Genomic DNA, 12,257 nt, shown 5'->3' on the forward strand with positions numbered 1-12,257 from the left:
CCACCCGGGTGAGAATCAATCGGCGAGAGGATGAGGCTCGCCGGTTAAAGTGGGGGGAAGCGACGCGCGCAGCGGGCTATCAAGCAACTGTTGGCCAAAACGTTTCATGACGGCGGCCGCTTCGACCCTCGAACTCACGCGCAGTTTCCGGTACAGCACCCTCACATGGGTCTTAACCGTATTGCGCGAGACGAACTGACTCTCAGCGATCTCGTTGAGAGTGCCCCCGAGCGCCAGTGCCCGAAGAATCTCCATCTCGCGCGCCGTAAGCCGTTCGTGCGGTAACGACTCGTCGGGCTGGCCCACCGTTTCCGGTACGGTGGCCAGAAAACGTCGCAGCTCGGTCCACTCGCGCTCGCGCTGTTCGGACATTCGGCTCCACAGTGCAACGCGAGTGCTCACGGGAATCATCAGGAAGAGATACGGCATTGGCGATGAATGCTGCGTCAACAGCGCCTCGTCGAAAGTGTCGTCCGCCGCTATGACATCGCCCAGGAGCTCATGGGCGGCGGCTCGAACCAGAAGCAACAGGGAATGACCGGCGAGTGAATGATGCGATCCATACAGCATGCAAGGATCGGTGATGTCGAGCACCTTGGAGCCGTTTCCCGAAGCGACGAGCGCCGCCGCGAGCAGGGGGACCACGCATTCACCGCGCGGCTCGCTCACACGAGCGGCGTCGAGGTAGTCGAAAGCGAGTCTCGGCTCGCCAGCGCGCATCATCGCCTCGAAGGTCATCTCTGAACTGAGTGCGACCAGCAGCGCACCGGGACGACTGTCTCGCGTGAGATGGCCGAGTTGGCGTACAGCAACCCGCGTCTGGGTTGCGTGACCGGAATGCAGGTAGACAAAGCACTCGCAGATCTTCATCAGTACGGTGAGGCTGACACTGAGGTTGGGAACGACCGAGATGTCGAGTCGGAGGTCACTCATCCCATCGACATCGAGTGCAGCGCGTGCGAGGAAATACCGTGCGACGAATTCGGCGGTTTGCGCGATCGACCGTGGCCAGCCACACCGCCGATAGACACGCTGAGCCTCCGCGAGATAAGCCTCCGCGAGCATTAGTTCTCCGCGCTCAGCCTCCACCGCAGCGAGTGTCGCCGTCGCCAAATAGAGGTGATACGGCATGGATCCTATGGTCACTGAATCTTGCGCAACCCGAGCGAACTTTGACGCTACGTCGACGTGACCGTCGAGCAGTTCGGCGGTCGCCAGTCCGATCCAGGCCAGTGACGGCGCGGCCCCGAATTGTCCGAGCTCCAGCCACGGAACCGTGAGAAGGGATTCCGCCAACTCTCGGCCAAGCGTGCGCGCTTCCTCGTATCTACCCCTGGCCACCAACGCGGCGGTGTGCGATACGACCACCATCGCGTCCAGTTCGGCCGACGTAGCCTTTGTCGCAGACAGATGGGCTCGCTTCAGCGCCTCCTGGATCTCATCCCTCTTTCGGTCGGGCTCAAGAGGCGGCACGAGGGAGATCTGTAGCCTCATCATCAAGGCCTCGACTGAGTGCTGAGAGTCGCTGATGTCGATCGCTGCAGCAGCTTTTCTCATTGTGTCGATGCGACCGAGGGTGATCAGCGTGAGCACGGGTACGTTCGCCAAGGCGATTAGCGCTTCGACGTGCTGGCCCGAACGAGCGAGGTGGAAAACGTTGGCGTCATTGTCGCCGATGGCCGCGGCGTCACGCGCGGCGTCGGTGTGAAACTGGATGGATTCGGGTGCTGCCCGCGCCGCGGCGTCGTCACCCAGCGCATCGTGGAATTCGGGCGCGAGCGAGATACGCACACCATCGTCGCCATCAACGCTGTGGATGACGCGGCTGTCCAGCAACTGGGTGAGCGCAGCATTGGGATCGTCGACAAGGTCGAATCGAGGGGAATTCCGGCGCACTGAGAGATACTGCGATAAGAGCAGCATCAGGCGGTATATGTCCCCACTTCCGTCGAGCTGCATGGCCCAGTCACGCACGTGCCCCGCCCTACCCCGTAAATCAGTCGGAGCAAGGTTGGCAAGGGCCGCGAGGGGATCTCGAAGGTCGGCAGGTCCGACCACCATGACTCCACGCCCTGAGCCAAGGTCGGCGTCAACCGCGGCATCCGTGACGAAAGCCCAGCGCACGCTCGGCCAGTGCGCCCCGAGCGCAGCGAGCTGGGCAAAGTTGGGGAGCCCACGTGCGAGTTCCGCTTCGTTTACCACCATGATAATTGGCGATGCCTCACGCTTGACGGCGTCGGTGGCGTCCTGCAGTCGGGTGAATGTCATGCGCTCGAACTGGGTGATGACACCTAATTCATAGAGGCCGTCGAATGCAGCGTCCAGGGCATCGCCCTGTTCGGGAAGTTCTGAGCCCTCAATCCACAGGATGCGCTCGGGGCGTGTGTGCAACCAGTTAGCGAATGACACCGACTTGCCACTGCCGCGTGGTGCGGAAACGACGAGGACCGAGCCGACGTCCAGCCAGGTCGCCAGGGCGCGGGCGAATGCTGGAGGAACCCGCGCATCAACGACGGGGGGCAGTCCAATGCGGTTGGAGAATGTGTGTTTCAGGGATCGCGGAACTCGAACAGAACTGACCGCTATGTCCCGCATGTCATCGCCTTGGGCTTTCACCGGAACTCCCCCCTGCGATCGAGGCCAGCCGAGCGGCCGCGATTCCCTTCACAGTACCCATTCGCCACCTCACCCACGTTGTGCCCGTGCGCGTAAATTTCGAGCATGGATCGACCCGAAACCATGATGCTTTGAACTTGCTGCCACCCCGATAACGCCGACCGTACTCTACCCCGATCAGCGGCAGGGCGCACGGAGATCGCATCCGCGGTCGATTCGCGCGGCAGCATGCGCCCTCTTCGGAAAGGCCGGCGTTGTCCCCCGGGTAGCGTTCGCCGACAAACAGCGCATCGCGGTGCGCGGGGGTTATGGTCATAAGGCGAGGGTGTGCCGGCTTGCAAACGGGCGGCGTTGGTACAGCGCGAAACCACTGATCGGGGATGCGGGTCCCTGCCTCGCACGTGCTGCGGGGACGACCGGTTGGGTAGCCGGGTGCGCCGCAGCTTTTCGCTAGCGGATGGTGTCATCGCTATCGTCGCTGGGTGAGTTCGGCTCTGGCACATCGACCAGCAGTACCGGTGTGGAAGTGGCAATGTTGCCCGCGGCATCACGGGCAGTAGCAGTAGCAGTCACTGTTACCTCGCCGTTGGCCAGGAACGGCGAAATGACCGGTCAGGCCCTGCCGCGCCTCACCGTTGCGCGAAGCGACGGGCCCTAACGTTGCGTGTCACGATCGACCCTCACGCGCCGACCGTGGTTCCTGCAATTCTCGTGGTAGCCGTTGTCGTGGTAGCCCATGAGCCTCCATAAATCGCGATCAGAGGGTCTGAGGCGCCCACGGTAAGAACCTGCTCTGCCATAACTTCAATTCCCGTTCCAGCCGTAACGGCGGTTACCCGACTCTGTACGCCATCTGCCAGTGCGGCGGTCCTCACGCGCCAGCTACCTTCCGACGGTTCCCATGAGGTCAGAACCTGGCCCGCCACCGTCACAGTCACTTTCGAGTCGGCTACTGCATCAGCCGTACCGCTGATGGTCGTCTCAGAGAGTCTCGTGGTTGCTGCAGTCCCTCCGGTGATGACGATCGAGAGTGCTGTTTCGCTGATCAGTCCGAAGATATTTGCGTCCAGGGGGTCTGCTGAGGATTGAGGTGACACCTTGACGTGCAGCAGACCCCTTTGCTGCCCTTTCTCACCGATGCGGAGGTCACTCTGGGCACCGGCGTCATTGTCATGTCGGTGTGTGGGGTAGACCGGCTCGGCGGTTGCTGTCGATGGGCCCTAGCCGCCGGGCCGGCCTGCGCCGGCCGCCGGCCCTGATCGCGGCCTTGTTCCTGCTGGTGGGGCTGCCGCTCGCGGCCACCAGCGTGACTGCGATCGGCCAGGCTGTGGGCGAGCAGGCCGTGCACAGCAGCGCGAGTGGCTGGGCTGATTCCGTTGGCCGCCGAGTGGTGAATGTCACCTCCCGTGGCTCTGAGATGCTGCTGCGCACGAAAGGCGCCCGTTGCCGGTCCCCAACACGACCAGCCTCCCTACTCGGCTCCATTCGGCGGGCATCGATCCCGACGCCGTCGCGGTCTCTTTTCGGCCGACCTACGCGCGACGTTTCGACGCAGACCCATCCCTAAACTGAGCGGCACACTACCCGCAAAACCGGGGCCCCGCGCGGGATAGATAGAGTGAATAGATGATCTCCCGCCTGGTTCAGATCTCACGGCCGGTGCTTTGGGTGAACACCATCGGCACCTCCGTCATTGGCATGTGGCTGCTCGGGGATTTATGGCGCTGGGACGTTGTCCCGCTGCTGCTCTGGGCAACCCTGCCGTTCAACTTGTTGATCTACGGCGTCAACGACATCCTCGACCAGGAAACGGATGCCCAAAATGCCCGCAAGGGCGGCCTCGAAGGGGCTCGCATCCTCAGCTCCGAAACGCGCACGATCGTGCTCGGGGTGCTGGTCACAAACGTGCCTTTCATCGCTTACTTCCTGGTGACGCTGCCGCTGGCGGCGTTCGCTTGGATCGCCGCGTATGTCACCATTTTTGTTTTCTACTCGGCACCGCCCCTACGATTCAAGGCCCGGCGCTACCTCGATTCCCTCAGCAACGCTGCCTATGCATTCCCGCTGGTGTTCGTGCCCCTGGCCGTGGGCGAGTCGCCGATCTGGGCGGCCGCGATCGGGCTGATGGCGTGGAGCGTCGCCAAACATACCTTTGATGCTGTTCAGGACATCGACGAGGACTGCGCCGCCGGAATTCACACCACAGCGGTGCATCTCGGCGCTCGGGGCGCCGTGGTGTGGAGTGGGGTGTGGTGGGGCCTGTCAACGGTCGGGTTTGTGCTGGTGAACTGGCCGGTCGCCGTCGTAAGCGCATTGATTGCCGGCTGGCTGCTACTGTCGCTGGGGCGTGACCCCACTCCAGCCACCGCCCGCCGCCTGTACCGCTATTCCATCGCGTTCCCCTACGTCGCCGGCTCCGTTGCCGGGGCCCAAATCGTGGCCGCCATTCTGCTGAAAGATTACCGATGACCCGTTCGCGCAAGCCCACCACCCCACAACGCATCGTCGTGCTGGGCGCGGGCCTCGGGGGCCTCACCGCCGCTGCGCTGCTGGCCCGCGCCGGCCATACAGTGACGGTGTTGGAAGGTTCCGACTGGATCGGCGGCAAGAGCCGACGCCTCATGATCGATGGTCAGCGGGTCGACACCGGGCCGGCACTGGTCACGTTCCCCTTGGTCTGGGACGAGATGATCGCCCGCTACGACGCGCTCGGCGCCCGCCACTCCACCCCGCCCGAAGCCGCCGACGTGGCCGCGCTCACCCTGCAGCGACTTCCCGAAGTGGGCCGGTACTTCTACCGGGGCGACGATGTCACATTGCCGATCCCGGCTGGGCACCCGTGGCACGCGGCCTGGACCCGGTTCGAACGTGAACACGGCGGCCTCGGCCCGCAGCTCACGAGTATGCTCACCGCCAACCCGGCCAGTTTGGCGTCGTTGCCGGCCGTGCGCAATGTCTTTCGCGTCTACGGCACCAGACTGACCACCCGCGGCTTTCTGGACAGTCTGACCTGGATGCCCGACGGCCTGCGTGAGATCATCGCCATTCACACCCTGAACGCGGGCGTCTCCCCCAAGCACACCCTGGCTCTGTACGCGAGCATGCCGGCCATCATGGCCCGGAGCGGCGTTTGGGTTCCCGACGGCGGCGTGAACGAGTTGCCGCTCGCGCTGCACCGACTGGCGCTGCATGCGGGCGCGGATGTGCACACGGGCGAGCCCGTTACATCCGTCTCGAAAAGGCTCGTGACCACCGCGGTGGCGGCATACCCGGCCGACGTGGTCGTGAGCGGGCTCGACAGCGCCGTGCTCGACGGGCTGCTTGGACTGCCGAAATCCCGGCCGCGGGCGCTGAGCTGCTCGGGGGTGGCGATTTATGCGTCCCTGGAAGCGCCGCTGCCCGAGGTCACCGCCACGCACTCCATCGTGCTGCCCGACGATCCGGCAGCGCTGCACCATAGTCTCGATGCTGGGATGGTACCCGAGCAGACAATGGCATTTTTGAACTACTACCGACCACACGAGGTATACCCCAACGACCGGGCCACCGTGGCTGTGCTACTCACCGCCCCCGCCGACGGCCGCACGTACACCCTCGACAGCCCATGGGTGGCGAGCGAGGTGGCGCGGGTCAGCGGCGCCGTGGGCCTGGATCGGCCGATCAGCGAGTTCTTCCGAGACCACGTTGTACTGGACCCGCAGTACTTCTCCGACTGGGGCTCCACCGGCGGGGCTCTCTACGGCGCCACTAACCCGCTTTGGCAGAGCGGGCCGTTCCATCGCCCCGGCTACACCAGCCGGGCCCGGCCCTGGCTGTGGCGGGTCGGCGCGTCGGTGCACCCCGGCGGCGGCATTCCCGCCGTGCTCGGCGGCTCGATGACCGCGATGCAGAAGCTGATCGGACGTCTCGACGGTCGCTGACGACAACCACCCACGCACGCACCCTCCAGGAAACAGTGTCCACGAGTTCTTTGACCGCCCGGAACTCTTCGATCACATTGAGCAACATCGGCCTTGTCTGGCCTGTTAGCTCCTCCGCCCTGCGGTGCTTCACCGGCCCGTTCGGTGTGGGTCGAACTGTTCATGTCAACGCCAACCAAAAATGGGCCCATTCCTGCCAACTGAAAACAAGGCCACTGTTGTGTGGTCTACTGCGGAGTCTGCTGCGTGCTCAGGTGGCAGGCTCTAGTCACGCAGGCATGGCGGCTGGCGTGTTCATGATGACCTCGAACTTTAACGGCGTCAAACGTCCCGGGCGTGCTTGCCGCCGCCGTCGGTGATAGGTGCGTTCGATCCAGGTCACTATCTCGATCCGACCATCGGGTGTGCTGTCGGTTTGATTGACTCAAACCATGGGGCACGTCAACGAGTGGACTAGATCGACAGCAGACCCAGACGGCCATTCAGGCGCCAGCAGCCCATCCTCGCCTCCTGATGCGCGGAGTGCTATCGGGCGGTGCTTGCTGGTTCGATCGAGGTGACTGAGGTCGCGATAGGCGCGATAGGCGCGCGGTCGCAGGGAAGCGTGCACGCGAGAGGAGAGGAACCAATTCCCGGGGCTCACTTCAGATGAGAAAGTCACGAGCCTCGGGAGGCGCATGCTCCCTTTGATTACGTGGGCTCGCTTTGACCTGACAGACCCACTTCACCTGCAAATCGTCAGCCGCCGGACGATCAGGCACGCCGGATCGCAGCCTGCCCGCGCCGACGCAGCGATAGGTGTGCTTTGAGGACACCAACTCGGTGACCGACACCGTGACCGTCGGCCGCAGCCCCTTCGAAGTGACGCTGAATGAGACCACGAAGACCGCGTACGTGATCGCTACTGACGAGGGCACGGTATCGATAATCGACCCCGTGGTGACGGGTTTGGCCAATGGGGACAGTTACACGTTCACGGTGGCCGCGACGAACGCTGCCGGCACCGGTGCCGCCTCCACCGCCGTCACACCAATACAACCGCCGGTCACACCACGCATGTAGGGGACGTTTGAGAATTCAGAGCTTCGACTACGCCACGCGACCTGTTCTGCGGGGGCTGGCGTAGTTTGAGCCCCGTCTTCTTTCCGAGAGATAAACCCAAGGAACCATCACTGATCACGTTCGCGTGGCTCCCGTATCAGTGATCAGAGCCCATGTTGCCCGCGAGACGCGTGTGCAGGATGGTGCTGGCTTCGTTGAGGCCCTCAATGACGACGTGCTTTCCGTGGCGTTCGTACTTGTACTTGATTGCGTCGAGGGCGGCCACGGTGGACGCGTCCCAGATGTGCGAGCCAGACATCTCGATGACGATACGTTTCGGGTCGTCCGCGTATTCGAACTGCGTCATCATGTCGTTGCTCGAAGCAAAGAACAGTGCTCCGGTGACCGTGTAATACGCGGTCTGGGTCTCGCCCTCACCGGACAGGCTGCGCTCGACTTTTGCGAGGTGGGCCACGCGGCGGGCGAAGGCAACCATAGCGATGATCACGCCGACGACGACGCCAACGGCGAGGTTATGGGTGAGCACGATGACGACCACGGTCGCGACCATGACGGTGGTCTCGCTCTTGGGCATCCGCTTCAGCGTCGACAGGCGGATGCTGTGCCAGTCGAAGGTGAGGACAGCGACGATGATCATCACGGCAACCAGGGCGGCCATGGGAACAACGGCCAGCACATCGCCGAGGCCGAGGACCAGGACCAGTAGGAAGACGCCGGCCAGGAAGGTGGAGATGCGGGTGCGAGCACCGGAGGCCTTGACGTTGATCATGGTCTGGCCGATCATGGCGCAGCCGCCCATGCCGCCGAATAGGCCGGACATGACGTTGGCGACGCCCTGACCCCAGGTTTCGCGGGTCTTGTTGGAGTGGGTGTCAGTGATCTCGTCGACGAACTTCGCGGTCATGAGGGATTCGAGGATGCCGACCAGGGCCATGCCGAGGGCGTAGGGGGCGATGATCGTGAACGTCTCCCAGCTGAGTGGAATGTTCGGGAGGAACAGCCCAGGCAGGCTCCGGGGCAGCTCGCCCTGATCACCAATGGTGGGCACGTTGATCGCGATGACGACGGTAGCCACGGTCAGGACCACGATCGCCACGAGAGGCGCGGGGACGACCTTTGTAATGCGAGGCATCACGATCATGATGATGATTCCGATAGCGACCAGCGGGTAGACCATGAACGGCACGCCGAGCAGCTGGGGCAGCTGCGAGGTAAAGATGAGAATCGCCAGGGCGTTAACGAAGCCGACCATGACGCTGCGGGGAATGAACCGCATGAGCTTGGCCACCCCGATCACGCTGAGGATGATCTGGAATGCCCCGGCCAGGATGACAGTGGCGATGAAGTAGTCCATACCGTAGTCGCGCGCGACCGGGGCGATGACGAGGGCGACGGCGCCGGTGGCGGCGGTGATCATGGCGGGGCGGCCGCCGACGAAGGCGATGGTAACGGCCATCACGAACGAGGAGAACAGGCCGACGCGCGGGTCGACGCCGGCGATGATCGAGAACGCGATGGCCTCGGGAATGAGTGCCATGGCCACGACGAGGCCGGCGAGAACCTCGCGGGTCAGGATGCGCGGGGTTCTCAGGGCGGTCAGGACAGAGGGTTCGGCTTTATAACGATCAACTTTGGGCAAGAGGGATTTTTCGGCGATAGCGATAGAAGACTCCGGAAACGGGGCTCTCCCGCAGGAGGGCCGATGGGCGAGGTGTGGGGCGCCTCATTGCGCGGGCCCAGCACTGTCGTGTTCGACAACGGGGCGGGTGATGCTGGCACGCAGGAAACTGTGGACCAGACCTGTAACACTACCCTAACGTTAGGGTTAAGTTGAAAAGGGTGACGACGTGGAATCAGATCAAGGTGCGGTAATGCACATCGGTGAGCTCGCCGAGAAGACCGGTTTATCGTTACGAACGATCCGGCACTACGACGAGGTGGGCCTCCTCAAGCCCACAGGGCGCACCGATGGCGGGTTCCGCCTATACACGCAGGGCGACTTCAGCCGGCTCATGCTCATCCGTCGCATGAAGCCTCTCGGATTCCCCCTCGACGAAATGACCGACCTGCTGCGCGTGATCGACACCCTCAGCGACAGCGACACGATGGTCGACCCTGCTGTTCGCCGCGAACTGGACAACTTCATCACTGAAGCGGTCAAACGCCGGGCAAAACTTCAGGAGCAGCTCGCCATGGCCGACGAATTCCTCACACTTCTGCGCGAGCGGTAACACCCGCTGCCAAACCCCTTCACTCAGCAAGCCGAAGTGAACGAAATGAGGGGGCTCCCCGTGCTTCGGCGGCGTTTGCCCAGATTCATACAGTGTGCGCAGTTGGAGCGCTGCATTGAGTGAACCAGACCGGGGTAAACCCGGTTGCGTTCAGGGAATCTGTGCTGGGAGCTCTGCGCCGCGGCCCTGCGATGTGGGACTTTGACCTATCAATCTGGGCGGGTTTTGCAGGTCGATCCGGCCGGAGACGACATCACCGGCTACCTGGCGCAAGGGGAGATTCCGGTCGCGGGCGTAGGTGCGCATGATGACGAAGGCATCGTTCATGGTGGTGTTCATCGTGGCGGCGAGGACGCCTTTGGCCTGCTCGATCAGAATCCTGGAATCGAGCGCGCGTTGCAGCTGCTCAGCCACGACGTTGGCGCTGCGAATGTGGCGTTCCTGCAGGATGCCGATCGTCGCAACATCGGCCAGCGCTTGCGCAACGGCGATATCCTCCGGAACGAGCGCCCCGATCTGATGGCTGAATAGGTTCATCGTGCCTATGACTTGCCCGCGAAGTCGCAACGGAGTGGCATGAACGGATTTGAAGCCTTGTTTCAGTGCCTCTGTTGAGAACGTGGGCCAGGTTCCCCCGTCGATTTCGATATTACCGACGGTCACGGGGATGCCGGTATAAAAACAGTCAAGACATGGGCCCTCCCCTGCGGCGAGTTGGAAGATTTCTACCAACTCAGCTTCCTCACTCGTGGAGGCCACCAGCTGAAGCTGACCCGTGGGGTCGACCAGCATCAGCCCGCCCGCCTGGGTATCGAGAATCTCGGTGCATCGCTCGACAAGCCAGTGCAGCAGATCAACGACATCGAATTCAGTGACGAGGGTGTCGGCGAGTTTGACGAAAGCCGTGCTGAGCTTGCTCTCACGTGTCTTAGTTGTCATCATCTTCTTATTTTCCTCATTTTTTGTCACGGGGGCGTGTCTTCGAAGTTCAGCGAGCCGGACACCACATCGCGGGCGACGGTGTGAACGGTTATCCCGTTCGCGAAAGCGTAGGCCTGCAATCGTGCATATGCGATAGTCGCGGTCGTCTTCAACTGCACCAGAACGATGCCGGTGGCCTGGTGAACCTCTCGGCGAAACGCGGGCGCCGCCGCCGACTCCACGGCCACGTCATCGATCGCGGACACCATTGCCTGCTGAACCGTTCCTGCCGCTATTGCCGATGCGATCGCCAATGCCGTGGCCTGCTGCTGATCGTCCAATACGAGAGGTGTATCGCAAAACAGGGTTGCAACTCCCACCGTGACCGCCCCCATCTGGATGGGAACGCAGAAGATCGCACCGACAGGTAGCTCGCTGAGCGCTGCACCGAGCACTGGCCAATCATCATGACCTCCCGAAGCGACGTCCGGGATCATGACAAGTCGGCCTGAACGCACGACCGAATTTTGGGGCCCTTCACCGAGCTCGAACTGCAACTCGTCAATACGCGCGGCGATCACCCCACTCGAGCAGAGGCTCATCCGCGAACCGGAGGCGCTCATTGCCGCAACAGACGCACCCGAGACGGGAAGAGATTTCAGAAACGGACGACACAAATCCTGCACGTCGTCAGGCTCACGTCTCGCACCCGAATGGGTCGATCCGGTCACACCGATCCGCCTCGCTCACAGACGTAGTGCGGATCGCCGAATTGCGTTTCCGCAGCAAGGGTGCCGTTCAACCACATCACCATCAGGATCTTCCGCCGTTGGACTGCCAGGGTCCGGGACAGTTTTTTCTACGGTACCCCACACACCCAAACCAATACACACTGAACCCGACCGCATGGCCTGCAATGAATCACCTTGCACCCCACTTGCGGTGGCCGAATTTCCTCTTCTCATTGATTTCACATTCGAAGCATGTCAGCCTTATTTTTATTCACTCAGGCCCTCGGTGAATCCGCGTATCGTCGGATTGAGCCCAAAGTGAAAGCTTCTTTTCCACCCACACTCTGTGGCATCGGAACACTGCCACGACAGCTGCAGGTCGAGCGGGTCGGCCTAAAATCCTGGCAGGTGAGCGATAGTATCGCGCGCACTGCGATCGCCGTGCTCGAGGTGATTCCTCTCGACGGATCACGTTGGCGAATTTCGGATTCAATGGTGAACGAGCGCGACCCATGCTGGCTACTCGGATACGTAGAGCGTCTGGAGCATGACAAGTACGAAGTGTTGTGGCTGGCCGCACCCGTCACCTGGGCCTTCGTTGCATCCTTTGAGGATGCTTTAGCCGCCGTGGCCGATCGCACTCAGGTCACTGGTGCCATCCAAGCGCAACACGATCCCGCCATCGCGGCATCCTCCACTGTGGTGTCCTCCCATCTGGCGTTTGACCACATCCGCCGCCGCCAACAGGCCTCCACGACTGCTTACTAGGACAGTCG

Annotated in this window: 10 protein-coding genes and 1 pseudogene; 5 read left to right on the forward strand and 6 right to left on the reverse strand. The window is 62.5% G+C overall.

Annotated features, from left to right (window positions below; all coding sequences use genetic code 11):
- Positions 1-15: 15 nt before the first annotated feature.
- Both IEW81_RS11895 and IEW81_RS14655 read right to left on the reverse strand, forming a co-directional pair.
- On the reverse strand, positions 16-2,616 hold the full coding sequence (locus IEW81_RS11895) for a helix-turn-helix transcriptional regulator (RefSeq protein WP_143544722.1): 2,601 nt from the start codon (positions 2,614-2,616) through the stop codon (positions 16-18).
- Between the two features lie 450 nt (positions 2,617-3,066).
- Complete coding sequence (locus IEW81_RS14655) at positions 3,067-3,189, reverse strand: hypothetical protein (protein WP_268236662.1); 123 nt, start codon at positions 3,187-3,189, stop codon at positions 3,067-3,069.
- Between the two features lie 1,053 nt (positions 3,190-4,242).
- Between IEW81_RS14655 and IEW81_RS11900 the strand changes: the two genes are divergently transcribed.
- Both IEW81_RS11900 and IEW81_RS11905 read left to right on the forward strand, forming a co-directional pair.
- Positions 4,243-5,085: a UbiA family prenyltransferase gene (locus tag IEW81_RS11900; RefSeq protein ID WP_097061525.1), complete on the forward strand. Its 843-nt coding sequence runs from the start codon at positions 4,243-4,245 to the stop codon at positions 5,083-5,085.
- Complete coding sequence (locus IEW81_RS11905) at positions 5,082-6,536, forward strand: phytoene desaturase family protein (RefSeq protein WP_097061526.1); 1,455 nt, start codon at positions 5,082-5,084, stop codon at positions 6,534-6,536. The genes IEW81_RS11900 and IEW81_RS11905 overlap by 4 nt, the downstream gene beginning before the upstream one ends.
- A 268-nt stretch (positions 6,537-6,804) precedes the next feature.
- Here the strand turns inward: IEW81_RS11905 and IEW81_RS14550 are convergent.
- Positions 6,805-6,930 (reverse strand): annotated as a pseudogene (locus IEW81_RS14550) (IS3 family transposase); the annotation flags it as partial.
- 428 nt (positions 6,931-7,358) lie between these two features.
- Between IEW81_RS14550 and IEW81_RS11910 the strand changes: the two are divergent.
- On the forward strand, positions 7,359-7,598 hold the full coding sequence (locus IEW81_RS11910; protein ID WP_179691898.1) for a hypothetical protein: 240 nt from the start codon (positions 7,359-7,361) through the stop codon (positions 7,596-7,598).
- Positions 7,599-7,734: 136 nt separating this feature from the next.
- Here IEW81_RS11910 and IEW81_RS11915 read toward each other — a convergent pair whose 3' ends face one another.
- Positions 7,735-9,237, reverse strand: a complete 1,503-nt coding sequence (locus tag IEW81_RS11915; RefSeq protein WP_229671388.1) for a SulP family inorganic anion transporter — start codon at positions 9,235-9,237, stop codon at positions 7,735-7,737.
- A gap of 232 nt (positions 9,238-9,469) precedes the next feature.
- On the opposite strand from IEW81_RS11915, the gene IEW81_RS11920 reads away from it, so the two are divergent.
- Entirely contained in the window at positions 9,470-9,829 is a 360-nt protein-coding gene (locus tag IEW81_RS11920) for a MerR family transcriptional regulator (protein WP_097061529.1), read from the forward strand.
- A 150-nt stretch (positions 9,830-9,979) separates the two neighbouring features.
- Here IEW81_RS11920 and IEW81_RS11925 read toward each other — a convergent pair whose 3' ends face one another.
- A complete protein-coding gene (locus tag IEW81_RS11925; RefSeq protein WP_229671389.1) occupies positions 9,980-10,798 on the reverse strand; it encodes a GAF domain-containing protein in 819 nt (272 codons plus the stop codon).
- Positions 10,795-11,481 (reverse strand): GAF and ANTAR domain-containing protein, encoded by a 687-nt coding sequence (locus IEW81_RS11930; RefSeq protein WP_179691899.1) that lies wholly within the window; start codon positions 11,479-11,481, stop codon positions 10,795-10,797. The genes IEW81_RS11925 and IEW81_RS11930 overlap by 4 nt, the downstream gene beginning before the upstream one ends.
- A 252-nt stretch (positions 11,482-11,733) precedes the next feature.
- Here IEW81_RS11930 and IEW81_RS11935 point away from each other — a divergent pair, with 252 nt between their 5' ends.
- Complete coding sequence (locus IEW81_RS11935) at positions 11,734-12,249, forward strand: hypothetical protein (protein WP_143544723.1); 516 nt, start codon at positions 11,734-11,736, stop codon at positions 12,247-12,249.
- Positions 12,250-12,257: the final 8 nt, after the last annotated feature.

Source organism: Salinibacterium xinjiangense, assembly GCF_014645015.1.
Classification (GTDB): Bacteria; Actinomycetota; Actinomycetes; order Actinomycetales; family Microbacteriaceae; genus Rhodoglobus; species Rhodoglobus xinjiangensis.